Raw genomic sequence first — 23,286 nt, 5'->3', positions numbered from 1 at the left:
TCGGGTCTATGTGGCGATAGGGTGTTTGAGCCCGGCGGCGCCATTGGGTTCCGGGTTGGTGGGCATCGTCAGTCGTTAAAAACCATCAATCCGGGCAACACGTAATGTTTCACTCAAGGCCAGGACCTGCGGGTCGCGGAAAAATGCGCTCAATTGCGCTGCGCGTCCCGGGCCGATGCCAGGTTCTGCCTGCCATTGTTCGGTGCTTCGTTGTGCCAGTTCCTGCCATGAGTTGGCGAGGCGTGCCTGGCCGGTCGGTGGCAAACCCAAGGCTTTGAGCCAGCGAGTGAATGGGCGTTGCCGGGCACTGATGAAGCTGTTCAAAAGACGAGCACTGCTGCGTTCGCCGAAGCCTTCAATGTTAGCAAGCTCTTGAGCATCGAGGGTTAACCAATCCAGCAGGCCGTTCAGGCGGCCTGTTTCGAGAAGTTTCTCCCACGTGCCAGGGCCAACATGAGGCAAAGCCAGTCCCTGCTTGCTGCTGAGCCAGGTCAGTCGAGCGAGGAATTGGCTTTCGCACCCCGGTGTCGGCTGCCAGCAACTCAAATGATGAAAGTCTTCTACCAGCGGTACGCTCAATTCAGTGCGTTCGGTACTGCGCAGCATGACACCGTCGAGCCTTGGAATGGTCAGGCCTGCCAAGCTGATGGCGACCTGGTCTCCAGGTCGGATATCCAGCGTTTCCCAGCGTTGCAGTGAACTCACACTGACTCGCTTGATCTGCCGGTCATCAAGCATTACCGGTGTCAGTTCCAGAACCGGCGTGATCCGTCCGGTCCGTCCAATCTTGAAATGGACCTTGCGCACCTCGGCCAGCGTCTGAGCAAAAGGGTATTTCCAGGCGACGCTCCAATAAGGCGGTTTGGCCTGCCAGCGCTCGGCGGGTGGACGCTGACCCTGGCGCAGGACAATGCCATCACTGGTGAAGGGCAGGGGCGTACGATACCAGTGATCTCGCCAGCGTTCGGCGTCGGCGAATACCTTGATCGACTGGCTGTAAGGTGCGGAGCTCGGGAAACCCAACTCATCCAGGGCCGCGACGCGGGCGGGCAAACTGGCCGGGCCTTGGGGCCAGTCCCAGACAAACAGGCCGATCCCGGCGGCTTGTTCAGTGCTCAATTTTTTACGGGCCATCAAACCGGCCACTGTAGCGCGTGCATTGAGGCTGCCGGCCTGGGCCTGTACGTGGTCGGTCAGGCGCCAATAGAGTTCACCTTGCAGCAGCAAGTCGCGCGGTTGTGGCAATCGTTGGGGGATGGTGGCGATCCGGCGCGCCGAAGCCGTCCAGTCCTGGCCATTTATCCCGTCACCGCGACTGATTGCCTGAGTCAGCAGGCCTTTGCGGTAGATCAGCGTCACCGCCACGCCGTCGATTTTTGGCTGAATCCAGACATCGTTCCGACCTTTTAGCCAGGCTTCGACGGCGTGACCATCGTGGAGTTTTTCCAGACCGGTGTGGGCGATGGGGTGAGCAATCGTGCCGCCTGCGGTGCGTAACGGTTCCGCGGATTGGCCCAGGCCAAAACAGGTGCGCCATTCGGTCAGTCGCACACGGGACTGATCGTAGAGTTCGTCGGCGACCAATGAGCGGCCTTCCCGGTGATAGCTGTCGTCCCAGAGGTCGATTTGTTTTTGCAGTGACGTGACTTCGTCCAGTGCGCGTGTCGGTGGCCAGTTGGGGCACTCGGCCGCGTGGGTGGTCAGGCAGAAAGTTGTCAGTAGAAAACCGAAAAAGAGGCACAGGTAGAGCCGCATCGTGAGCGTCCTTGCTCAAGTGGAATGCTTGAAGGCTAGGACGGATTTTCAGGATGAGAAGGCCGGCTGTTTTTCAGCGTGTGTCGGCACCGGGGCAGCGGACAATAAAAAGCCCCGCACGGCGAACCGTGCGGGGCTTTTTGGTACCGCCGGGGAAGTCTTACAGGCCGGCAGCAGCGCGCAAGGAATCGGCGCGGTCGGTCTTTTCCCAGGTGAAGGTGGTGAAAGTGTCTTCGCCCACGGTCTTGGTGGCCGGGGTGCGACCGAAGTGGCCGTACGCAGCGGTTTCCTGGTACATCGGGTGCAGCAGGTCGAGCATGGTGGTGATTGCGTATGGACGCAGGTCGAACACTTCGCGAACCAGTTTGACGATTTTGTCGTCGCTGATTTTGCCGGTACCGAAGGTGTTCAATGAGATCGAAGTCGGCTGAGCAACACCGATCGCGTAGGAAACCTGGATCTCGCAACGCTCGGCCAGGCCGGCTGCCACGATGTTTTTGGCCACGTAACGACCCGCGTAGGCGGCCGAACGGTCAACCTTCGATGGATCTTTACCGGAGAACGCGCCGCCGCCGTGACGGGCCATGCCGCCGTAGCTGTCGACGATGATCTTGCGACCGGTCAGACCGCAGTCGCCCACCGGGCCGCCGATGATGAACTGGCCGGTCGGGTTGATGTGGAATTGGGTGTCTTTGCTCAGCAGTTCGGCAGGCAGGACGTGCTTGACGATCAGCTCCATCACGCCTTCGCGCAGGTCTTTGTAGGACACGTCAGGGTTGTGCTGGGTCGACAGTACAACGGCGTCGATACCGACAACCTTGCCGCCGTCGTAACGGCAAGTCACTTGCGACTTGGCGTCCGGGCGCAGCCAAGGCAGCAGGCCGGATTTACGGGCTTCGGCCTGACGCTGCACCAGTTGGTGCGAGAAGGTGATCGGTGCTGGCATCAGCACGTCGGTTTCATTGCTGGCGTAGCCGAACATCAGGCCCTGGTCGCCGGCGCCCTGATCTTCAGGCTTGGCACGGTCGACACCCTGGTTGATGTCAGGGGACTGCTTGCCGATGATGTTCATCACGCCGCAAGTGGCGCCGTCGAAGCCGACATCGGAGCTGTTGTAGCCGATGTCCAGAATGACGTTACGCACGATCTCTTCCAGATCGACCCAGGCCGACGTGGTGACTTCACCCGCGATGATTGCCACGCCGGTTTTAACCAGTGTCTCGACCGCTACACGGGCGAATTTGTCTTCAGCAATGATGGCGTCCAGCACCGCATCGGAAATCTGGTCGGCGATTTTGTCCGGATGCCCTTCGGACACGGACTCGGAGGTGAAGAGGGAGTATTCGCTCATCTCGATTTTTTCCTGAATTTACCGATGGTGAGTGTCGCCAGCCGGTCGCTGAAAATGGCGGACCTGGATCTGGAAACCATTACGTAAGCCTACATAGAGGCTTTCCCCGGGAACGAGTCCCGCAGCGGTGGCCCAACGGGCCAAATCGTCCTGTTCAAACCCCAACCAGAGATCACCGCAGGCCTCCCTGGCCCAACTCTGGTTGTGGCTACATAACTCTGTCACGAGCAGGCTTCCGCCTGGTTGCAGCAAGTCGGCCATGCGCTTGAGCGCTTCGGCCGGCGCGGCGAAATGGTGCAGCACCATGTTCAGTACAACGCAGTCAGCCTTGAGGTTTACACCGTTCAATGCATCGGCTAATTGCAGGCTGACGTTAGTCAGCGTTTCACGCTCGCAGACCTGACGCGCCAGTTCGAGCATCGCCGGGCTGTTGTCCAGCGCCGTCACCTGTGTGAAACGACGCGCCAGTTCCGGCAAAAATGCACCGTCACCGGGGCCGACTTCGATGGCCGTGGCGTCTGCGCCGAAACTCAGTTTGTCGAGCAACGCCACCACGCTTTCACGGTATTGCGGCAGACCGGCGATCAAGTCTTGCTGGGCGCGAAACTTCTCCGCGACCCGTGAGAAAAAGTCCTGGCTGGCCGCCGCTCGTTGCCCATGGACCTGACCGATCCGCGACTGCACCTCGGCAGGCAGGGTCAGGTTATCCACTTCTTCCAGTAGCGCAGCGTGCAGCTTGCCACCCAGCAGGTCGGTGTGAGGCAGGGCGCGACGGTAGAAAATCGCGTTGCCTTCACGGCGAGTCGCCACCAGGTCGGCCTGGGCCAATACCTTGAGGTGGTGACTCATGCCGGACTGACCGATGCCGAAGATCTGCGCCAGTTCCAGCACGCCGAACGAATCGTTGGCCAGCGCGCGCAGTACATTCAGACGCAGAGGATCACCGCCGGCCTTGCACAGGGCCGCCAGCTCATCGCAATCGTCATGTCGAATGGAGGGCGCACGTAAATTCATAAGGCCAGCAGTCTAGTGACGGTCAGAAATCACTGCAAGAGCAATATCAAAAAGTTTTGATATTGCTCGATAGATGGCACTTCTCGGGGACAGGGTCACTCTACAAATCGTCAGCGGAAAGGTTTCATCAGGCGAATGCGACTTTATCCACCGGAAAAACGCCTTCAGATGACTATCTGTCATTGCCCCGAGGCGGCCCGGTGAGGGAAAATGCTCGCCTTTTTTCCGTTTCGTTTTATTCACTCTCGATTCAGAACCCGCAGGAGAACAGCGATGCCCAGCCGTCGTGAGCGTGCCAACGCCATTCGTGCCCTCAGCATGGATGCCGTGCAAAAAGCCAACAGCGGCCATCCCGGTGCCCCTATGGGTATGGCGGATATCGCCGAAGTACTTTGGCGTGACTACCTGAAGCACAACCCGAGCAATCCATCGTTCGCCGACCGTGACCGCTTCGTGCTGTCCAACGGTCACGGCTCGATGTTGATCTACTCGCTGCTGCACCTGACCGGCTACGATCTGTCGATCGATGACCTGAAGAATTTCCGCCAGCTGCACAGCCGCACCCCGGGCCACCCGGAACTCGGCTACACCCCAGGCGTTGAAACCACCACCGGTCCACTGGGCCAAGGCCTGGCCAACGCGGTTGGTTTTGCCCTGGCAGAAAAAGTCCTGGCGGCGCAGTTCAACCGTCCGGGCCACAATGTCGTCGACCACCACACCTACGTGTTCCTGGGTGATGGCTGCATGATGGAAGGCATTTCCCACGAAGTTGGCTCCCTGGCCGGTACGTTGGGCCTGGGCAAACTGATCGCCTTCTACGATGACAACGGCATCTCCATCGACGGCGAAGTCGAAGGCTGGTTCACCGACGACACGCCTAAGCGTTTCGAAGCCTACAACTGGCAGGTCATCCGCAACGTCGACGGTCACGACCCTGAAGAGATCAAGATCGCGATCGAAACCGCGCGTAAAAGCGAGCAACCGACGCTGATCTGCTGCAAGACCACCATCGGTTTCGGTTCGCCGAACAAGCAAGGCAAAGAAGACTGCCACGGCGCCCCACTGGGTGATGCGGAAATCGCTCTGACCCGCGCCGCGCTGAAATGGAATCACGGCCCGTTCGAAATCCCGGCCGACATCTACGCCGAGTGGGACGCCAAGGAAACCGGTCGCGCGGCCGAGGCCGAGTGGGATCAGCGTTTCGCGGCCTACTCCGCTGCTTTCCCTGAGTTGGCCAACGAACTGGTCCGTCGCTTGAGCGGCGACTTGCCGGAAGACTTCGCTGAAAAAGCCTCTGCTTATATTGCTGAAGTCGCCGCCAAGGGCGAAACCATCGCCAGCCGTAAAGCCAGCCAGAATGCACTGAATGCCTACGGCCCGCTGTTGCCTGAACTGCTGGGCGGCTCCGCTGACCTGGCCGGTTCCAACCTGACCCTGTGGAAAGGTTGCAAAGGTGTTTCCGCTGAAGACGCCAGCGGCAACTACATGTACTACGGCGTTCGCGAGTTCGGCATGAGCGCGATCATGAACGGCGTGGCTCTGCACGGCGGTCTGGTGCCTTACGGCGCGACCTTCCTGATGTTCATGGAATACGCCCGCAACGCAGTGCGCATGGCCTCGCTGATGAAGAAGCGTGTCGTGTTCGTCTACACCCACGACTCCATCGGTCTGGGCGAAGACGGCCCGACTCACCAGCCGATCGAGCAACTGACCAGCTTGCGCAGCACGCCGAACCTCGACACCTGGCGCCCAGCCGATGCCGTTGAATCGGCGGTGTGCTGGAAACTGGCTCTGGAACGCAAGGACGGCCCTTCGGCGCTGATCTTCTCGCGTCAGAACCTGCAGCATCAAACCCGCAATGCGATTCAGATCGAAGAGATCGCGCGTGGCGGTTACGTGTTGAAGGACTGCGACGGCGAGCCTGAGTTGATCCTGATCTCCACCGGTTCCGAAGTCGGCCTGGCGGTTCAGGCCTACGACAAGCTGACCGAACAGGGTCGCAAGGTGCGCGTGGTTTCGATGCCTTGCACCAGCGTGTTCGATGCTCAGGACGCCGGCTACAAGCAAGCGGTTCTGCCATTGCAGGTCAGCGCCCGTATCGCCATCGAAGCCGCCCACGCGGACTACTGGTACAAGTACGTGGGCCTGGAAGGCCGCGTCATCGGCATGACCACTTACGGCGAGTCGGCGCCTGCGCCAGCCTTGTTCGAAGAATTCGGCTTCACCCTGGAAAACATCCTGGGTCAGGCTGAAGAGCTGCTGGAAGACTAAACACGGACGTGGCAGTCATGTTTTCATGCCGGCCACGATCCCTGCAGCAGCTGCCGAAGGCTGCGTCCGGCCGCGAAGCGGTCGTAAACCTGACAACGCGTATCTTCAAAATGGAGCGCGGTGCTTGATTTTACGACCGTTTCGCGGCCGGACGCAGGCTGCGCCAGCTGCTACAGGCCCGTGTTGTTACAAAGAATTCGTCTGCCCGCGTCTATCGAGAACCCCATGCCTCAACCGCGTCCTTACAAAGTTGCACTCAACGGCTACGGCCGGATTGGTCGTTGCGTCTTGCGTGCGTTGTTCGAGCGAGGGGCGGCGGCAGGGTTTGAAATTGTGGCGATCAACGATCTGGCTGACATGGCCAGCATCGAATACCTGACACGCTTCGACTCCACTCACGGGCGCTTTCCCGGTGAAGTGAAGGTCGACGGCGATTGTCTGCATATTAATGGCAACTGCGTGAAGGTCCTGCGCAGTGCCACCCCCGAAGGCATCGATTGGGCGTCGTTGGGCGTCGATCTGGTGCTGGAGTGCTCCGGCGCCTACCACACTCGGGTCGACGGCCAGCGTTTTTTGGATGCCGGCGCACCGCGAGTACTGTTTTCCCAGCCGATGGCCAGCGAGGCGGATGTCGACGCCACCATCGTCTATGGCGTGAACCAGGATTGCCTGACCGGCGACGAGCTGCTGGTGTCCAACGCGTCCTGCACCACCAACTGCGGTGTGCCGCTGTTGCGCCTGCTGGATCAGGCCATTGGTCTGGAATACGTGTCGATCACCACCATTCACTCGGCCATGAACGATCAGCCGGTGATCGACGCCTATCATCACGAAGACTTGCGCCGCACCCGTTCGGCGTTTCAGTCGGTGATTCCGGTGTCCACTGGTCTGGCGCGTGGCATCGAACGGCTGTTGCCGGAACTTGCCGGGAGAATTCAGGCCAAAGCCGTGCGGGTGCCGACGGTTAACGTGTCTTGCCTCGACATTACGATGCAGACCGTGAGCGATACCGACGCCACCGAGGTCAATCGGATTTTGCGCGAGGCCGCCACCACTGGCCCACTCAAGGGCCTTCTGGCCTACACCGAGTTGCCTCACGCCAGTTGTGATTTCAATCATGACCCGCATTCGGCCATCGTCGATGCCAGTCAGACCCGAGTTTCCGGCCCACGGCTGGTGAATATCCTGGCCTGGTTCGACAACGAATGGGGTTTTGCCAACCGAATGCTGGACGTTGCAGAGCACTATCTGCAAACAGCTTCTCCACTCTCTGCTTATCAAAAGCCGTAAACCAGGAAATGCGACCCATGACCGTGTTGAAGATGACCGACCTCGATCTGCAAGGTAAGCGCGTACTGATCCGCGAAGACCTCAACGTCCCAGTCAAGGACGGTGTTGTCACCAGCGATGCGCGAATCCTGGCCTCGCTGCCGACCATCAAGCTGGCCCTGGAAAAAGGCGCGGCCGTGATGGTCTGCTCGCACCTTGGCCGTCCGACCGAAGGCGAATTCTCGGCCGAGAATAGCCTCAAGCCAGTCGCTGATTACTTGAGCAAGGCCCTGGGCCGCGAAGTGCCGCTGGTGGCCGATTACCTCGGCGGCGTCGACGTGAAAGCCGGCGACATCGTGCTGTTCGAAAACGTGCGCTTCAACAAGGGCGAGAAAAAGAACGCTGACGAATTGGCCCAGCAATACGCCGCCCTGTGCGACGTGTTCGTGATGGACGCCTTCGGCACCGCTCACCGCGCCGAGGGTTCGACCCATGGCGTGGCCAAGTTCGCCAAAGTCGCGGCCGCTGGCCCACTGCTGGCCGCCGAGCTGGACGCACTGGGCAAAGCCCTCGGCGCCCCGGCTCAACCCATGGCTGCCATCGTTGCCGGCTCCAAGGTCTCCACCAAACTCGATGTACTCAACAGCCTGAGCCAGATCTGCAACCAGCTGATCGTCGGCGGCGGCATTGCCAACACCTTCCTGGCCGCTGCCGGTCACCCGGTCGGCAAGTCCCTGTACGAGCCGGATCTGCTGGACACCGCTCGCGCCATCGCCGCCAAGGTCAGCGTACCGCTGCCGGTCGACGTCGTCGTGGCCAAGGAATTCGCTGAAAGCGCGACCGCTACCGTCAAGCTGATCGCTGATGTGGCCGCAGACGACATGATTCTGGACATCGGCCCACAGACCGCGGCGAATTTCGCCGAGCTGCTGAAGTCGTCCAAGACCATCCTGTGGAACGGCCCGGTGGGCGTGTTCGAATTCGACCAGTTCGGTAACGGCACCAAAGTCCTGGCCCAGGCCATCGCACAAAGCTCGGCGTTCTCCATCGCTGGCGGCGGCGACACCCTGGCAGCGATCGATAAATATGGCGTTGCCGATCAGATCTCCTACATTTCTACCGGCGGTGGCGCGTTCCTCGAATTCGTCGAAGGCAAGGTTCTGCCGGCCGTTGAAGTCCTGGAAAGCCGGGCCAAGGCCTGAGGCCGCCCATTTGACCAGGCAAAGGAGTGTTCAGATGGTCAAAACGTTAGCGCTGTTGATTATCGCGGGTTCGCTTGCGGCTTGCGGGAGTAACCCGAAAGCCCCGAAGGTGCCGGAGACGCCTGAACAGGACAAAGGCTGCTACCAGGCCGACTGGCAGGCCGAAACCAACCCGGTGATCAACAAGCGTTCCGGGCCTGATGGCCTGGACAAATACGAGACGCAGACCCCGGCCAAGGAACATGGTTGCCCTTGACGGGTCTGACACTTTACTCAGGGCTGGCGGCGTGCGTCGTCAGTCGAGGAACATGGATGAAAGGTTTTATCGCCGTTACGGCGCTGGCTCTGCTGGCAGGTTGCGCCAATTTGAACCTGTTCAAGCCTGCCGAATCGACGGACAGCTGGACCACCTGGACCTGCGACAGTCAGGCCAACGTGCTCTGGCGCTACAGCGACGAAAGCCGCAAGGAAGTCGACGTTCGCCTCGGCGGTGCCGATCAGGTCTACCGCTTGAAGCATGAGCCGGGCGCCGAAGGTTCGCTGTACAGCAACGACATGCTGGCGTTTCACATAAAAGGTGAGGAAGGCCTGGTGTACTGGGTCGCCACCAATGATTTGATCGGCCGCGGTTGCAAAGCGCAGTAACGCCGCAAGATTGAGGCAACACCGAATTGGCAGGCCGGGCTGACCCCCGATCTGCAATAACTTGAATAGCCGCCGCCGCTACGGCAGGCTGGCACGATTAACGACCCTCAACCGGGAGATACACACACAATGGCACTTATCAGCATGCGCCAGATGCTGGACCACGCAGCCGAGTTCGGCTACGGCGTTCCAGCCTTCAACGTCAACAACCTTGAGCAGATGCGCGCCATCATGGAAGCCGCTGACAAGACTGACTCCCCGGTGATCGTCCAGGCTTCGGCCGGTGCTCGCAAATACGCCGGCGCACCGTTCCTGCGTCACCTGATCCTGGCGGCGATCGAAGAATTCCCGCACATCCCGGTGTGCATGCACCAGGACCACGGCACCAGCCCTGACGTCTGCCAGCGCTCCATTCAACTGGGCTTCAGCTCGGTGATGATGGACGGTTCCCTGGGCGAAGACGGCAAAACGCCGACCGACTACGACTACAACATCCGCGTTACCCAACAAACCGTCGCCTTGGCTCACGCCTGCGGTGTATCGGTAGAAGGCGAGCTGGGCTGCCTGGGTTCGCTGGAAACCGGCATGGCCGGTGAAGAAGACGGCATCGGCGCCGAAGGCGTTCTGGATCACAGCCAAATGCTGACCGACCCGGAAGAAGCCGCTGACTTCGTCAAGCGCACCCAGGTCGACGCCCTGGCCATCGCCATCGGCACCAGCCACGGCGCCTACAAATTTACCAAGCCGCCTACCGGCGACGTGCTGGCCATCGACCGCATCAAAGAGATCCACAAACGCATCCCGAACACCCACCTGGTGATGCACGGTTCGTCTTCGGTTCCGCAAGACTGGCTGGCGATCATCAACCAGTACGGCGGCGACATCAAAGAAACCTACGGCGTACCGGTTGAAGAAATCGTCGAAGGCATCAAGCACGGCGTGCGCAAGGTCAACATTGACACCGACCTGCGCCTGGCCTCCACCGGTGCGATGCGTCGCCTGATGGCGACCAACCCGAGCGAGTTCGATCCGCGTAAGTTCTTCGGCGCGACTGTTACTGCGATGCGTGATGTGTGTATCGCTCGCTACGAAGCTTTCGGCACTGCCGGTAATGCTTCGAAGATCAAGCCGATCTCGTTGGAAGCGATGTATCAGCGGTATTTGAAGGGTGAGTTGAACGCTAAGGTGAACTAAGCCTGAGCGTTTGAGTTGCATAAAAAACCCGCCGAGAGGCGGGTTTTTTGTGGTCGGAGATTTTTACGCGGGGCAGCTAATGCTCGGCGAATCAAATGTCACCTATAACGGACATTTTTAAGGCTTGAGGCAGAAAAGTCCGATATAGGTGACATTTTATCGGTTCGATTTCTCGTCAAACCCACACTGCTCAATCACCCGAAACACATCGCTTACATCCTGGACCAGGATCCGCGCAATATCAGTGATACTGCCAAAAGGGGATGGCAAGCCCCCTCGCCACAGTGGGAGCAGTCCTACGAGTTTTGCGGACGCCAGGATTTTGTAGCAGCTGCCGAGCCTGCGAGGCTGCGTTCGATCGCGAAGCGGTCGCAATCTGGCAAACACTGGGCTCCTGAAAAACGCAGTTGCCGGTTTTACAACGGCTTCGCAGCCGGACGCAGCCTCGCGGGCTCGGCAGCTACAGGATTGAGTCGCGCTTAAGGGCTTACTTATCGTGATCAATATCCAGCTTGGTGAACGTCACTTTCCCGCCTTCACTGGTGTACCCCGTGTAATCCTGCACATAAACCCCGGCCTTGAAGTACAGCGGCTTGTCGCGCCAGGACGCGCTGATGTCGGTGCCCCACTGGTAGCCCGCCGCACTGATGCCCAGCGCGCCGCCGGGGCTCAGGTGGATGAGGTAGTTGAATTCTTTATCCAGTTTCACACCGGTAGCAAGGGTGATCACCCGTCCTTCACCGTCATCAGGGCGCATACGAACCTTGGCGACGATGTTGCCCGACTGCGTGCTGGTCTTGTACTGATACTCAAGCTTCACCATGGGCTTCTGGCTTTGATAGGCGTGGATCTGGCCGATGACGATCTTGCCCGAACTCGGAACCTGGTTCACCGCCAGGGTGGCACGCAGGGTATTGTCGGCGTCCGGGTAGAGCCAGTTGCGCAGGGCGCCGTTGCTGTAGGTTTCGCGAAGTTCGGTGCGGGGATACTTTGCATTTTCAGTTTTAGTGCCGGTCACCGGCGACCAGAAAAACAACGTGCCGGTGTCGGAATGGAAGTATTGATCCTTGAAGCCGTCCACCAGTTTGCTTGTTTCAACGGTGTACGGCGGATTGCCGACAGGAACGCTGAGGTTCCAGGTTGCGAGATCGATCATAGACAAAGCTTCCACAGATTTTACAGCACGGACGTACCAGAAGCTCTGGCACGCGCCTCGGGGGCAATCTTTATAATCGCAGAAGTTCAATTTGTTAATGCGTAAATGACAAACGGATGACGTCAAAATCCTGTTAGAAGGCCATCTTCCCGGTTTCAGGGGCCTGTAGCGCCGACCGTTAGTCGGTAAATGAACGCTTGGGTTAAATGATGGCGTACTGACACCTTCTGCTTTCGCGGATCCCGGTCTAGAGTGAAGACTTAGTATTTGTCCGGTTTTCACGAGAAACCGGCCTGACGTCCCGCAAAAGAGAAGCAGCATGGAATGCGCGCAACCCCCGCCAGCTGAAGGCAGCTCAATCCTTTTAATCGTCGATGATTACCCTGAAAACCTGATCAGTATGCGAGCGCTGTTGCAGCGCCAGGATTGGCAGGTCATGACCGCCGCCTCGGGCTTTGAGGCACTCAGTTTGTTACTCGAACACGATGTCGACCTGGTGCTGCTGGATGTGCAGATGCCGGGCATGGACGGTTTTGAAGTGGCACGCCTGATGCGCGGCAGTCAGCGAACCCGTCTTACACCCATTATTTTTCTTACCGCCAACGAACAGTCCCAGGACGCCGTGATCAAGGGCTATGCCAGCGGCGCGGTGGATTACCTGTTTAAACCGTTCGACCCGCAAATTCTCAAGCCCAAAGTCCAGGCGCTGCTCGAGCATCAGCGCAATCGCCGTGCGCTGCAGCGCCTGAGCCACGATCTGGAGGTCGCACGCGCGTTTAACGCCTCGGTGCTGGACAACGCCGCCGAAGGTATCCTGGTGGTCGGTGAGGACGGTCTGATCCGCTTTGCCAATCCGGCGATGTCGCGGCTGCTCAATGCCACGGTGCAAGACCTGCAAGGCAAAGAGTTCCTGGATTTCCTGCAAAATCCGCACATCCCGATCTGGGCCGACTCCGAGCTGTTCGCCGGTTACAAACGCGGCGAAACCTTGCGCCTGCATGATGCATTGCTGCGTACGGCGCCCGGCCAGCAGGTGCCTGTGGCGCTGTCCTGCGCGCCATTGCCCAGCGAACAACATGCGATGGTGGTGACGGTGCTGGACATGTCGGTGGTGCGCCATCTGCATCAGCAACTGGAGTTCCAGGCGGTCACTGACCCATTGACCGGGCTGCTCAATCGTCGCGGTTTTTATCAGACGGCGGAAAACCTGCTGCTGCGTGGCGAACGTTCCGACAGCGCCTGGGTGCTGCTATATCTGGACCTCGACGGCTTCAAACGGGTCAATGATTCCCTCGGTCACGATGCCGGCGACCGGGTGCTGCGCTGGGTGTCCGAGCAGTTGAAGGCCAGTCTGCGGCCCTTCGACATTCTGGCGCGCATGGGCGGTGATGAGTTCACTGCTTTGCTGGATCTGGAATTCCCCGAGCAAGCGGCAAAGATTGCCGAGAAACTCATTGAGCGGGTGTCGATCTGTCAGCAGATTGATGGTCTGGATATCGCGTTGGGCGCCAGCATCGGCATTGCGACGTATCCGGATTGCGGTGCCAATCTCGACGGCTTGCTGCGCGCATCCGACATCGCCATGTACGAAGCCAAGCGCGCCGGCCGTCAGCAATATCGTTTCTACGATCACGAGATGAACGGCCGCGCACGCTCGCGGCTGATGCTCGAAGAAAGTGTGCGCGCGGCGATCGAGAACCGTGATTTCAATTTGGTGTATCAACCTCAGGTGGCCATTGCCAGTGGGCAGATTCGCGGCTTCGAGGCGTTGCTGCGCTGGCAGCACCCGAGCGTCGGCGATGTACCGCCGGGGCTGTTTTTACCATTGCTGGAAGAGGCGCGGTTGATCAGTCACCTGGGCAGCTGGATCTATCAACAAGTGGCGAGCCAGCGAAAAGCCTGGGAAACCTCGTTTGCTGAGGATCTGGTGCTGGGCGTCAGTTTGAGCGGTACGCAGTTTGGCATGCCCAATCTCGTCACCGAGTTGCGCCAGGTACTGGAGCGCCATGGTTTGCAGGCGCGCCATCTGGAAGTCGAGGTCACTGAAGAGGGCTTGATGCAAAACCCCGAGGAGACTCGCAAACAGTTGCGCCTGCTGCGTAACCTGGGGGTGCGAGTGGCCTTGGATGACTTCGGTTCCGGGCCGTGTTCGCTGTCTCATCTGCGTGATTTTGAGTTGGACACGCTCAAGCTCGACCGGCATTTGATTGCCCGGTTACCGGAGTCCTCACGCGATGCGGCGCTGGTGCGCAATGTGATCGACCTGTGCAAGCAGTACGGGATGCTGGTGATCGCCGAAGGGGTGGAAACCATTGCGCAATATCAGTGGCTGCAAGCCAATGGTTGCGAGTACGTACAAGGGTTTCTGGTCGCGCGGCCGATGATGGCCAAGGACGTCGGCGACTTTGTGCAGCCATTCGACTGGAACACGCTGACCGGCTGAATTCGCTACACTGGCGACCTTTTCCTGATGTGTGTTGCCGCCCCAATGACTGCGTTGAAATACCTCCAGGCCTATCCCGCAGCGTTGCAGGACCAGGTGCGCCAGCTGATCGCCGAGGGTCGGCTGGGCGACTACCTGAGCCAGCGTTACCCGGAAAAACACCGGATACAGAGCGACAAGGCGTTGTACACCTATACGCTGGATCTCAAGCAGGAATACCTGCGTAACGCCCCGGCCATCGACAAAGTGTTGTTCGACAACCGCCTGGACCTGACCCACCGCGCCCTCGGCCTGCACACCGCGATATCTCGGGTGCAGGGCGGCAAGCTCAAGGCCAAGAAAGAGATTCGTGTCGCTTCGTTGTTCAAGGAGGCGCCTGCCGAGTTTCTGAAAATGATCGTGGTGCATGAACTGGCGCACTTCAAGGAGTCGGATCACAACAAAGCGTTCTACAAACTGTGCGAACACATGTTGCCGGGGTATCACCAGGTGGAGTTCGATGTGCGGGTGTACCTGACGTGGCGAGATATGCAATAGAGATCAAAATAGCGCAGCCGGGAGTGTTTAGATGGATGTAAGCAAGACCAAGAGCAGCTTTTATCGCCGATTGTACGTGGCGTACCTGATTGATAGCGGGCTGGCCAGCAGTGTCCCGGCGCTGACCGAAGTGACCGGCATGCCCCGGCGCACAGCCCAGGACACTATCGCGGCGTTGGCGGATCTGGATATTGTTTGCGAGTTCGAGCAGGAAGAAGGCGCACGCAATCATGCCGGGCGCTATCGGATTCGCGAGTGGGGGGCGATTGATCGGGGGTGGATCGAGCGTAATTTGCGGCAGATTAAAGCGGTGCTTGAGTACCCCTGAATGACCGACCCCGATCGTTCCCACGCACGCGTGGGAACGATCATTGCGGACGCCGCATTCCGATATGAGGAATGCCATCCTCCAGAAATTCCTCACCCGCCACCACAAACCCGTACCGCCCGTAGTACCCCTGCAAATGCGCCTGGGCCGAGAGATAAATCGGCATTTCAGGCCAGTGCTTCTCGCCCTGCTTCAACGCCTGCGCCATCAGCTCATGCCCAAGCCCGGTGCCGCGCGCTTGAGGGGCAATGATCACCCGGCCGATCACCACGTCACCACCCTGTAACTCCGGGTCGAGCAACCGCAGGTACGCCACCAGCCGATCCCCGTCCCAGGCCATTAAATGGCAGGTGTCACCTTCCAGATCCTGGCCATCGACGTCTTGATAAACGCATTTCTGCTCAACGACAAACACTTCTGCACGCAGCTGCAGAATGGCGTATAGCTGCTCTTTGCCTAGATCGCTGTGGTGTTTGCAGACCCAATCGATTGTCATCTTCACATTCCTTGAACAAAGTCGTTCCGATACTAAGCGCCCAGACGAAAGATGTCTTTATGGCAGAGGAATCTGTGACGAAGGCCAAAAAGCCATCATTCATTTCGCGTGGCGTTGTCTTCTTTGTGTAATCTGAGATGAAGCGCTGAGCAGTGGCGTCGATGAGCTAATGTTAGTTCTTGGGTTTGGCAGCACAGGGAGCCTTGGAGTTTTGGCTGAAAACATGTCGGGCGTCCCGCCCTCTAAGGATCTTCGAGCATGTCGCGATTGCATCGAGCCTTTGCTTTGATTGGGTTGCTGTTGCTGACTCAAGGCGCGGCAGCGGAAAAGCTGCGATTGGTGGCCGATGCCTGGCCACCCTTTACCGATGCCACGCTGGTCAACGGTGGGTTGGCCACGGACATCGTCAGCACCGCTCTGGCCCGGGCCGGTTATGCCAGTGATTTCGAACAAGTGCCTTGGGCGCGGGCGATACTGGGGGTGGGCGAGGGTCGATACGACGTGTTGATCAACGCCTGGTACACCGACGATCGCACGAAAATTGGCCAGTTTTCCGGCGAATACCTGCTCAACCGTGTGCGGTTTCTCAAGCGCAAAGACACACCGATCGAATACGAGAACCTGCAACAACTGCATACCTACCCGATAGCGATGGTGCGCGGTTATGCCTATTCGCCGGAGTTTGATGGTGACGTGTCGCTGCAGAAAGTCCCGGTGCACAACTTCTCCATGGCTGTGCGCATGGTTGCTGCGGACCGGGTCAAATTGACGCTGGAGGACGAATACGTCGCGCGTTACTACTTGGCACTGGAATCCTCCAAAGTGCGCAATGCGGTGGAGTTTTTGCCCAAGCCACTGAGCGAGAACAGCCTGCACATCCTGGTCAGCCTGAAGAACCCCAGGCATGAACAGATCGTCGCCGGATTCGACCGCGAGATCGCGGCGATGAAAGTGGATGGGAGTTATCAGCGATTGATGAAGCTGCACGGAATGTAAGTGCCGGGCCCACGCTCAATTCGCACTCGTTTCCTTGAGGAGGTGCGTTGCCAGCGTCCGCAATGGCCCAAGCTGTCGGCAGATCAACGCCAACTGCGTCTGCACCAATCGTTGCCCTTCATCGATCTCATCCGGCATCTGCTCAAGCGTATTGGCCAGTGCCTCTTCCTCATCGCTTTGAATCGCAATCGGCAGTTTGCTCGCCAGGCCTTGGGCAATTTCATCGAGGCTGGCGGCCAGTTTCACGCCTGCACCGTCGATCAACTGCTCGTGTACGTCCGGCGGTAGCTGGGTTTCCCGGTGTGCGCCCAGTCCGGACAAGTAACTGAGCAAGGTGTGCGACAGCACCAGGAAGCGAAAACCGACATCCGCTTCCTTACGGAAATGCCCCGGTTCCATCAGCATGTTGGCGAGCGTCGTCGATAGGGCCGCATCAGCGTTGTGCGCGTTGCGGCGGGCCAGGCGATAAGCCAGGTCATCGCTTTTGCCGGCGGCGTATTGCTGCATGATCTGATGCAGGTAAATGCTGTTGCAGGTCAGCGTGTTGGCCAGCACTTTATTCAGGCGTCGGCCTTGCCAGTCCGGCAGGAACAAGAATACCGCCAGCCCGGCGATCAGGCTGCCGAGCAAGGTATCGAACAGCCGCGGCAGGAGCAGCCCGTAACCATCCCCGACCTGGTTGAAGCAGAACAGCACCATCAAGGTGATCGCGGCTGTGGCCAAGGTGTAGCGGGTGGTGCGGTTGATAAAGAACACCACCCCGGCGGCGATCGCAAAGCACGACTGGACCAACGGATTCGGAAACAGATCGAACAGCGCCCAGGCCACCGTCAGGCCGAAGGCGGTGCCGATGATCCGCTGGCCGAGTTTGCGGCGGGTGGCGCCGTAGTTTGGCTGGCAGACAAACAGCGTGGTGAGGATGATCCAGTAACCTTGGGACGGGTGGATCAAATGCACCATCGCGTAGCCGATGCTCAAGGCCAGGGGCAAACGCAGGGCGTGACGGAACAGTAACGAGGTCGGTGTCAGCTGGGTGCGCAAGCGTATCCAGACATCTTTGAGGCTGCGTGGCGAACGGTCGAGCAGGCTGCTGTCGGTGGCGTCGGCCAGGGCATCGGGGTTGCTGGCGTCGCTGAGCAAACGGTCGAGCGTGCCGAGGTTGGCCGCCAGTGCCCGCAACGAGCGCAACAACCCACGCCAGGCCGGGTTGCTCTGAATGCGCAGGTGTTCGAGGGAGGCGTGCAGATCGCTCAGGGTTTCGGCGAAGCTGGCGTCATAGATGAACGGCTGGCGCATCTGAATCGACTCGGCCAGCGCCCGGCAGGCCTTGCCTTGCTGGCGCAGCAGGCGCTGACAACGGAACATCACGTCGCTGTGGAAGAAGGCGTCGGCCAGGGCGTTGTAAGGGTAGTGCGAGGAGCTGGCGCGCTCGTGGATGTCCTGGGCGAGGAAGTACAACTTCAGGTATCGGCTGAGTTTCGAGCCCGGTCGACCGTTGCCCACCCGATGCAGGATGATCTCTTTGGCGGCGTTCAGTGCTGCCACGACACGACCGTTTTGCTGCGCCAGTTCCAGTCGACGCGCTTCCATGTCCATCTGGCGGATCGGCTCGAACAGCGACGATTTCAGCTTCAGGTAAAAACCCAGTTCACGGAACAACCGCGCCAGGCTTTGCTGCACGGGCTGATTGGAAAACAGCGCCTGCCACAGCACCGAGAGCAAACCGTACCAGGCCGCGCCGGCCACCAGCAGCACCGGCTCGTGCCAGAAATCGGTGACGGCGCCGCCGCGCTGGTCCACGCCGATCATGGTGTAGACCGACAGAATCAACGTCGCCGAGGCAATCGCGCCATAGCGTTCGCCGAGGGCACCGAGCATGGTCAGGCCGAAACTGGCCAGCGCCAGGGCGATGATAAAAATGATGGGGTAGGGGAACAGTAATTCGACGGAGAAGGCGGCGACGCTGAAACACACCAGCGTCACGGCCAGTGCGTTAAGGCGGCCCTGCCAACTGTCGTCGGTCTCGGCCAGGGCGCTGGCGATGATCCCGAGGAACAGCGGGATCAGCAGCCCCATTTCATCCTTATACCAACACAGCGCCATGCTGCCGGTCAGCGCGATGAACACCCGCACGCTGTAGCTGAATTTATCCAGCGCCCAGAGGCGACGCAGAGACTGATTAAACGGGGTCGATGGCATGAAGTGCGAAGGCCTTCCGAGGCAATGACGCTAAATCGAGTCAGTAATGACGCCGACTGGCCCGCGAAGAACGATAACGCGGTCGATCAGACGAATTGCGCGGCGGCGTAACCCGAGGCCCAGGCCCACTGGAAGTTGAAGCCGCCCAGATGACCGGTGACGTCGAGTACTTCACCAATGAAATACAGGCCGGGGCTTTTCAGCGATTCCATGGTCTTGGACGAGACTTCTCGCGTATCTACACCGCCCAGAGTCACTTCGGCGGTGCGGTAGCCTTCGGTGCCGGCCGGCACCACTTTCCAACTCGCCAGTTTTTCCGCGATGTCGGCAATTTCCGCGTGGGTGTACTGCTTCATCGGTTTGGACACGAACCAGCTGTCCGCCAGCAGGTTGGCCATCTTCTTGGTGAAGATTTCCCCCAGCAGGGTTTTCAGCTCGCTGTTCGCACGCTCGGCCTGCTGCTGTTGCAGCCAGGTCGGTACGTCGTGATCCGGCAGCAGGTTGATCTGCACCGTATCGCCGGACTCCCAGAACGACGAGATCTGCAAAATCGCCGGGCCACTGAGGCCGCGGTGAGTGAACAGGATGTTCTCGCGGAAACTCTGGTCGTTGCAGCTCACCAGGCAATCCACCGATGTACCGGACAGCTCGGTGCAAAGCTCCTTGAGCTGATCGGTGATGGTGAACGGCACCAGCCCTGCGCGGGTCGGCAGCAAGTCGTGGCCGAACTGCCTGGCCACTTGATAACCGAAACCGGTCGCACCCAGCGTCGGGATCGACAAGCCGCCCGTGGCGATCACCAACGATTCGCAGGTGATCTGGTCGAGAGTGGTTTGCAGCAGGTAGCCGCTTTCCATTTTCTCGATGTGCTGGATCGAGGTGTCCAGGTGCAGGCTGACGCCGACCTGATCGCACTCGTTGAGCAGCATCTCGAGGATGTCGCTGGATTTGTTATCGCAGAACAATTGGCCGAGTTTTTTCTCGTGGTAGGGCACGCCGTGTTTGGCGACCATCCCAATGAAATCCCACTGGGTGTAGCGGGCCAGGGCCGATTTGCAGAAGTGTTCGTTCTGCGAGAGGAAATTGTTCGGTTCGGTGTACATGTTGGTGAAATTGCAGCGGCCACCGCCCGACATCAGGATTTTCTTGCCTGCCTTGTTCGCATGGTCGAGCAACATCACCTTGCGCCCGCGCCCGGCGGCGGTCAGCGCACACATCAAACCTGCGGCGCCAGCGCCAATGATCACGACTTCGGTAGAGCGCAAAACGGTGTCCTCACACAATGATCGTTCCCACGCTCTGCGTGGGAATGCCGCCATGGACGCTCTGCGTCCGCCGTTATGTGACGCGGAGCGTCACGGGATGCATTCCCACGCAGAGCGTGGGAACGATCAGGGTCAGAGGATGCGAACGCGCAACGAACGGCCTTTGATCTTGCCGTCGTTCAGGCGCTGCAAGGCTTGCTTGGCGATCCCGCGTTCAACAGCCACATACGCCTGGAAGTCGAAAATCGCGATCTTGCCAACCTGAGCGCCCGGAATGCCCGCATCGCCAGTCAGTGCGCCAAGAATGTCGCCCGGACGAACCTTGTCTTTACGGCCCGCGCCGATGACAAGCGTGCTCATCACCGGCAGCAGCGGCGCGCCGCCCTGGGATTTGAGGTTGTCCAGCTGATCCCAGCTCAACGGCGACTTCTGCAGTTGCTCGATGGCCTGGGCGCGGTGCGCTTCGGACGGTGCGACCAGGCTGATCGCAATGCCTTTCTCACCCGCGCGGCCAGTACGGCCCACACGGTGGATGTGAATTTCCGAGTCACGGGCCAGTTCGACGTTGATCACCATGTCCAGCGCATCGATGTCCAGACCGCGAGCGGCGACGTCGGTGGCAACCAGGACCGAAGTACTGCGGTTGGCGAACATGGCCAGTACCTGGTCACGGTCACGCTGTTCCAGATCGCCATGCAGGCCGACGGCGGAGATGCCTTTGGAGGTCAGGTGATCGACGGTTTCCTGAACCTGCTGCTTGGTGAAGCAGAATGCCACGGTGGACGCCGGACGATGATGCGCGAGGACTTTGACCACGGCGTCCATGCGCTCTTCCGGGGAGATTTCGTAGAAGCGCTGCTCGATCTGCGTGTCGTCATGGAACGCCTCGGCCTTCACGATCTGAGGGGTGCGCATGAATTTCGCCGCCAACTGCTTGATACCCGTCGGGTACGTGGCGGAGAACAGCAGGGTCTGGCGACGCTCTGGGGTCTGGGCAATGATTTCTTCGATGGAGTCGTAGAAACCCATGTCGAGCATGCGGTCGGCTTCGTCGAGGATCAGCGTGTTCAGGCCATGGAGCACCAGCGAACCTTTGCGCAAATGCTGCTGAAGGCGACCCGGAGTGCCGACGATGATGTGCGCGCCGTGCTCCAGCGAACCGATCTGCGGGCCGAAGGACACGCCGCCGCACAGGGTCAGGACCTTGATGTTGTCTTCGGCGCGGGCCAGGCGACGGATTTCCTTGGCGACCTGGTCAGCCAACTCGCGAGTCGGGCAAATGACCAGCGCCTGGCAACCGAAGAAGCGCGGATTGATCGGGTTCAACAGGCCGATACCGAAGGCGGCGGTCTTGCCGCTGCCGGTCTTGGCTTGGGCGATCAGGTCCATCCCCTTGAGGATCACCGGCAAGCTTTGCGCCTGGATCGGCGTCATCTGGGCATAACCGAGGGAGTCGAGGTTAGCCAGCATGGCGGCGGACAGCGGCAAAGTATTAAAAGCGGTGGCGATGGTGGTCACGGGACTGGCCTGCAAAACAAAATGTCGCGCAGTGTACCAGTCTCGCTCTCTCCACCTGCAAATTCTGGACGAATAGTCGTAGCAGCTGCCGAGGCACGAGGCTGCGTTGGGCTGCGAAGCGGCCCCCGGGGGCGGTCCTGCGGACACGCAACGCAGCCTCGTGCCTCGGCAGCTGCTACAGATCAGTGCTCTATATCGTGTTCGCGGCTGACCATCCGTCGGCCATCCTTTGGTGAAAGCTGGGAGAAGATGGTTGCAGCCAGCATCGCCATGATTCCGACCGTCACAAACGTCAATTGGAACGCGCCCAAAACCGTGTCCACGCCATCGTTTCCGACTTCGGCAGTGAAACCACCGAGTAGCGCACCGGCACAGGCAACGCCGAGGCTCAGGGACAATTGCGCGACCACCGACAGCAGGCTGTTGCCGCTGCTGGCGCTGGCGTCGTCGAGGTCGATCAAGGTTACGGTGTTCATTGCGGTGAACTGCAAAGAGTTGATCGCGCCGAGGATCGACAGCATCACTAAAAGCAGCCAGTACGGCGTTTGCTCGCTGACCAGACCCATGCTCGCCAGCATCAGCCCCAGCGCCAACGTGTTGCCGGTGAGCACCATGCGATAGCCCAAACGTTCGATCAGCGGCCGGGCCACCGACTTGGCGACCATCGCTGCCGCCGCCAGCGGCAGCATGCTCATCCCGGCCTGGGACGGCGAATAACCCAGCGCCACTTGCAGCAGCAACGGCACGAGAAACGGCAGGGCGCCGCTGCCCAGTCGGGCGAACAGGTTGCCGAGGATGCCCACGGCGAACGTCCGGGTCTTGAACAGCGACGGCGCGAACAGCGGATTGTCGATGTGCCCGGCCCGCAACCAGTACGCCGCCAGACACGCCATGCCGCCGAACAGCAGCAATATCACGCGCAAGTGCGGCAGGTGCAGTTCGCCGAGCCCTTCCATGGCGATGGTGATCAGCACCATTGCGGCACCAAACAACAGGAAGCCCAGGCTGTCGAAACGCGTGCGTTCGCTGCCACGCAGATCGGGGATGAATTTCCACACCGCGTAGCACCCGACGGCGCCCACCGGCAGGTTGATCAGGAAGATCCAGTGCCAGGTCAGGTATTCGACCATCCAGCCGCCCATGGTCGGGCCGATCAACGGGCCGAGCAATCCGGGAATGGTGATGAAGCCCATGATCCGCACCAAATCCGAGCGCGGGTAGGCGCGTAGCACCACCAATCGCCCGACCGGCAGCATCAACGCACCGCCCAGGCCCTGGATCACCCGCGCGCCAATCAGCATGCTCAGGGTGCTCGACAACGCGCAGAGCAACGAGCCGAGGCTGAACAGCAGAATCGCGCCGAAGAAGATTTTCTTGGTGCCGAAGCGGTCGGCAATCCAGCCCGAGGCGGGGATCAGCAAGGCGACGGTGAGCATGTAGGCGATGATCACGCCCTGCATGCGCAGCGGGTCTTCGGCCAGGTCCCGGGCCATGGCGGGCAGGGCGGTGTTGAGGATGGTGCCGTCGAGGGATTGCATGAAGAAAGCGATCGCGACAACCCACGGCACCCAGCGGGCGGTGACAGCGTCGAGAGGCGGGCGGCTGGGCATGGGACCTCTTGTTGTCGGAGATGAGACAATCTGCAGT

The 23,286-nt window shown here is 59.8% G+C and carries 19 protein-coding genes and 1 pseudogene; 10 read left to right on the top strand and 10 right to left on the bottom strand.

The features are described 5' to 3' along the window. Positions 1-75 precede the first annotated feature (75 nt). The 3 genes from ligB to QK293_RS21150 all read right to left on the bottom strand — a co-directional run bounded on the left by ligB (position 76) and on the right by QK293_RS21150 (position 4,120). A complete protein-coding gene (gene ligB, locus QK293_RS21160; protein ID WP_282380642.1) occupies positions 76-1,755 on the bottom strand; it encodes an NAD-dependent DNA ligase LigB in 1,680 nt (559 codons plus the stop codon). Between the two features lie 160 nt (positions 1,756-1,915). Next, positions 1,916-3,106: a methionine adenosyltransferase gene (gene metK, locus QK293_RS21155; protein ID WP_282380640.1), complete on the bottom strand. Its 1,191-nt coding sequence runs from the start codon at positions 3,104-3,106 to the stop codon at positions 1,916-1,918. 18 nt (positions 3,107-3,124) lie between these two features. Then, entirely contained in the window at positions 3,125-4,120 is a 996-nt protein-coding gene (locus QK293_RS21150) for a metalloregulator ArsR/SmtB family transcription factor (RefSeq protein WP_282380638.1), read from the bottom strand. 273 nt (positions 4,121-4,393) lie between these two features. Between QK293_RS21150 and tkt the strand changes: the two genes are divergently transcribed. The 6 genes from tkt to fba all read left to right on the top strand — a co-directional run bounded on the left by tkt (position 4,394) and on the right by fba (position 10,701). Continuing rightward, complete coding sequence (gene tkt / locus QK293_RS21145) at positions 4,394-6,391, top strand: transketolase (RefSeq protein ID WP_282380636.1); 1,998 nt, start codon at positions 4,394-4,396, stop codon at positions 6,389-6,391. Positions 6,392-6,616: 225 nt separating this feature from the next. Next, on the top strand, positions 6,617-7,681 hold the full coding sequence (gene epd, locus QK293_RS21140; RefSeq protein WP_282380634.1) for an erythrose-4-phosphate dehydrogenase: 1,065 nt from the start codon (positions 6,617-6,619) through the stop codon (positions 7,679-7,681). A 17-nt stretch (positions 7,682-7,698) separates the two neighbouring features. Then, positions 7,699-8,862, top strand: a complete 1,164-nt coding sequence (locus tag QK293_RS21135; RefSeq protein WP_282380632.1) for a phosphoglycerate kinase — start codon at positions 7,699-7,701, stop codon at positions 8,860-8,862. Positions 8,863-8,896: 34 nt separating this feature from the next. Beyond that, positions 8,897-9,118 carry a hypothetical protein gene (locus QK293_RS21130; RefSeq protein ID WP_046045274.1) on the top strand — a complete coding sequence of 74 codons (222 nt, stop codon included), beginning with the start codon at positions 8,897-8,899 and terminating at the stop codon, positions 9,116-9,118. Between the two features lie 56 nt (positions 9,119-9,174). Continuing rightward, positions 9,175-9,507, top strand: coding sequence for an MliC family protein (locus QK293_RS21125; RefSeq protein ID WP_282380629.1), 333 nt, complete (start codon positions 9,175-9,177; stop codon positions 9,505-9,507). A gap of 129 nt (positions 9,508-9,636) precedes the next feature. Next, positions 9,637-10,701 (top strand): class II fructose-bisphosphate aldolase, encoded by a 1,065-nt coding sequence (fba, locus tag QK293_RS21120; RefSeq protein ID WP_046045276.1) that lies wholly within the window; start codon positions 9,637-9,639, stop codon positions 10,699-10,701. A gap of 156 nt (positions 10,702-10,857) precedes the next feature. Here the strand turns inward: fba and QK293_RS21115 are convergent. Together QK293_RS21115 and QK293_RS21110 are read right to left on the bottom strand one after the other, a co-directional pair. Beyond that, positions 10,858-10,953 (bottom strand): annotated as a pseudogene (locus tag QK293_RS21115) (fructose-bisphosphate aldolase); the annotation flags it as partial. 235 nt (positions 10,954-11,188) lie between these two features. Continuing rightward, complete coding sequence (locus QK293_RS21110) at positions 11,189-11,857, bottom strand: polysaccharide lyase family 7 protein (protein WP_282380622.1); 669 nt, start codon at positions 11,855-11,857, stop codon at positions 11,189-11,191. 319 nt (positions 11,858-12,176) lie between these two features. On the opposite strand from QK293_RS21110, the gene QK293_RS21105 reads away from it, so the two are divergent. The 3 genes from QK293_RS21105 to QK293_RS21095 are packed head-to-tail and all read left to right on the top strand — an operon-like array spanning position 12,177 to position 15,165. Then, positions 12,177-14,300: an EAL domain-containing protein gene (locus QK293_RS21105; RefSeq protein WP_282380620.1), complete on the top strand. Its 2,124-nt coding sequence runs from the start codon at positions 12,177-12,179 to the stop codon at positions 14,298-14,300. A 45-nt stretch (positions 14,301-14,345) separates the two neighbouring features. After that, positions 14,346-14,837 (top strand): M48 family metallopeptidase, encoded by a 492-nt coding sequence (locus tag QK293_RS21100; protein ID WP_282380618.1) that lies wholly within the window; start codon positions 14,346-14,348, stop codon positions 14,835-14,837. 31 nt (positions 14,838-14,868) lie between these two features. After that, positions 14,869-15,165 (top strand): winged helix-turn-helix domain-containing protein, encoded by a 297-nt coding sequence (locus QK293_RS21095; protein ID WP_007894945.1) that lies wholly within the window; start codon positions 14,869-14,871, stop codon positions 15,163-15,165. Positions 15,166-15,205: 40 nt separating this feature from the next. On the opposite strand, the gene QK293_RS21090 is transcribed toward QK293_RS21095, so the two are convergent. Then, on the bottom strand, positions 15,206-15,661 hold the full coding sequence (locus QK293_RS21090) for a GNAT family N-acetyltransferase (RefSeq protein WP_282380612.1): 456 nt from the start codon (positions 15,659-15,661) through the stop codon (positions 15,206-15,208). A gap of 258 nt (positions 15,662-15,919) precedes the next feature. Here QK293_RS21090 and QK293_RS21085 point away from each other — a divergent pair, with 258 nt between their 5' ends. After that, positions 15,920-16,657 carry a transporter substrate-binding domain-containing protein gene (locus tag QK293_RS21085; protein ID WP_282380610.1) on the top strand — a complete coding sequence of 246 codons (738 nt, stop codon included), beginning with the start codon at positions 15,920-15,922 and terminating at the stop codon, positions 16,655-16,657. 15 nt (positions 16,658-16,672) lie between these two features. Here the strand turns inward: QK293_RS21085 and yccS are convergent, their stop codons facing one another. The 4 genes from yccS to mdtD all read right to left on the bottom strand — a co-directional run bounded on the left by yccS (position 16,673) and on the right by mdtD (position 23,249). Then, positions 16,673-18,856, bottom strand: coding sequence for a YccS family putative transporter (yccS, locus tag QK293_RS21080; RefSeq protein WP_282380608.1), 2,184 nt, complete (start codon positions 18,854-18,856; stop codon positions 16,673-16,675). 86 nt (positions 18,857-18,942) lie between these two features. Next, the gene (locus QK293_RS21075) at positions 18,943-20,121 is read right to left on the bottom strand and encodes an NAD(P)/FAD-dependent oxidoreductase (protein ID WP_282380606.1); all 1,179 of its coding nucleotides are present in this window, start codon (positions 20,119-20,121) and stop codon (positions 18,943-18,945) included. Between the two features lie 132 nt (positions 20,122-20,253). After that, positions 20,254-21,639: an ATP-dependent RNA helicase DbpA gene (dbpA, locus tag QK293_RS21070; RefSeq protein ID WP_282380605.1), complete on the bottom strand. Its 1,386-nt coding sequence runs from the start codon at positions 21,637-21,639 to the stop codon at positions 20,254-20,256. A gap of 182 nt (positions 21,640-21,821) precedes the next feature. Beyond that, positions 21,822-23,249, bottom strand: a complete 1,428-nt coding sequence (mdtD, locus tag QK293_RS21065; protein ID WP_282380604.1) for a multidrug transporter subunit MdtD — start codon at positions 23,247-23,249, stop codon at positions 21,822-21,824. Positions 23,250-23,286 lie beyond the last annotated feature (37 nt).

This window comes from Pseudomonas sp. AL03, from assembly GCF_029960815.1.
GTDB lineage: Bacteria > Pseudomonadota > Gammaproteobacteria > Pseudomonadales > Pseudomonadaceae > Aquipseudomonas.
Note: the sequence above shows the minus strand (reverse complement) of the source record. Positions and strands in the feature narration are given on the sequence as shown.

What these genes read in the sequence shown, in the direction of transcription:
- QK293_RS21130 (WP_046045274.1), top strand. Translation starts at nt 8,897, where the DNA reads ATGGTCAAAACGTTAGCGCTGTTGATTATCGCGGGTTCGCTTGCGGCT.
- QK293_RS21105 (WP_282380620.1), top strand. Translation starts at nt 12,177, where the DNA reads ATGGAATGCGCGCAACCCCCGCCAGCTGAAGGCAGCTCAATCCTTTTA.
- mdtD (WP_282380604.1), bottom strand. Translation starts at nt 23,249, where the DNA reads ATGCCCAGCCGCCCGCCTCTCGACGCTGTCACCGCCCGCTGGGTGCCG.
- QK293_RS21090 (WP_282380612.1), bottom strand. Translation starts at nt 15,661, where the DNA reads ATGACAATCGATTGGGTCTGCAAACACCACAGCGATCTAGGCAAAGAG.
- QK293_RS21150 (WP_282380638.1), bottom strand. Translation starts at nt 4,120, where the DNA reads ATGAATTTACGTGCGCCCTCCATTCGACATGACGATTGCGATGAGCTG.
- tkt (WP_282380636.1), top strand. Translation starts at nt 4,394, where the DNA reads ATGCCCAGCCGTCGTGAGCGTGCCAACGCCATTCGTGCCCTCAGCATG.
- QK293_RS21110 (WP_282380622.1), bottom strand. Translation starts at nt 11,857, where the DNA reads ATGATCGATCTCGCAACCTGGAACCTCAGCGTTCCTGTCGGCAATCCG.
- fba (WP_046045276.1), top strand. Translation starts at nt 9,637, where the DNA reads ATGGCACTTATCAGCATGCGCCAGATGCTGGACCACGCAGCCGAGTTC.
- ligB (WP_282380642.1), bottom strand. Translation starts at nt 1,755, where the DNA reads ATGCGGCTCTACCTGTGCCTCTTTTTCGGTTTTCTACTGACAACTTTC.
- QK293_RS21095 (WP_007894945.1), top strand. Translation starts at nt 14,869, where the DNA reads ATGGATGTAAGCAAGACCAAGAGCAGCTTTTATCGCCGATTGTACGTG.
- QK293_RS21125 (WP_282380629.1), top strand. Translation starts at nt 9,175, where the DNA reads ATGAAAGGTTTTATCGCCGTTACGGCGCTGGCTCTGCTGGCAGGTTGC.
- epd (WP_282380634.1), top strand. Translation starts at nt 6,617, where the DNA reads ATGCCTCAACCGCGTCCTTACAAAGTTGCACTCAACGGCTACGGCCGG.
- QK293_RS21135 (WP_282380632.1), top strand. Translation starts at nt 7,699, where the DNA reads ATGACCGTGTTGAAGATGACCGACCTCGATCTGCAAGGTAAGCGCGTA.
- QK293_RS21100 (WP_282380618.1), top strand. Translation starts at nt 14,346, where the DNA reads ATGACTGCGTTGAAATACCTCCAGGCCTATCCCGCAGCGTTGCAGGAC.
- metK (WP_282380640.1), bottom strand. Translation starts at nt 3,106, where the DNA reads ATGAGCGAATACTCCCTCTTCACCTCCGAGTCCGTGTCCGAAGGGCAT.
- yccS (WP_282380608.1), bottom strand. Translation starts at nt 18,856, where the DNA reads ATGCCATCGACCCCGTTTAATCAGTCTCTGCGTCGCCTCTGGGCGCTG.
- QK293_RS21085 (WP_282380610.1), top strand. Translation starts at nt 15,920, where the DNA reads ATGTCGCGATTGCATCGAGCCTTTGCTTTGATTGGGTTGCTGTTGCTG.